Below are 490 nucleotides of genomic sequence, written 5' to 3' on the forward strand. Positions count from 1 at the left end.
GGAGTCCAGTCGCGCCGACTCCACGTGGTGCGTCCCGTAGCCGAGCCACATCGCGTCCGCCGCGCTACACCGGGCCCCCGTCAGCCCCAGGTACGTTCCCGATTCTCCGGGGAAGCGCGGCAGGAACCAGCCGCCCCCCACATCCGGGAACAGGCCAATCCCCGTCTCCGGCATCGCCAGCACCAGCTTCTCGGTGACGACGCGGTATGCACCATGGATGGACAAGCCCAGTCCGCCCCCCATGCAGATGCCGTCCACCAGGGAGATGTACGGCTTGCCGAAGTGGTGGATGCGATGGTTCAACGCGTACTCGGCGCGGAAGAACTCTCGCGACAAGCGCTCCGGTTCCGCCCCCCGCGACTCCAACGTCGAGGCCGCCACGGCGCGCACGTCTCCACCCGCGCGCTCATCAATTGGCCGCGTGCGTCAGGCGCATGGGCGTCCGCCCAGACGACCACGCTCCCAGCAAGCCCGCGCCCCAGCCCATGTG

1 protein-coding gene is annotated in these 490 nt (G+C 69.4%); it reads right to left on the reverse strand.

The window, feature by feature from the left end:
- Positions 1–414 (reverse strand): enoyl-CoA hydratase/isomerase family protein (locus tag HUW62_RS47710; RefSeq protein ID WP_176438230.1); only part of this gene is annotated, 414 nt, incomplete at its 3' end.
- Between the last annotated feature and the right edge of the window lie 76 nt (positions 415–490).

The sequence above is a fragment of the Myxococcus sp. AM011 genome (assembly GCF_013372595.1).
GTDB classification, from domain to species: Bacteria; Myxococcota; Myxococcia; order Myxococcales; family Myxococcaceae; genus Myxococcus; species Myxococcus eversor.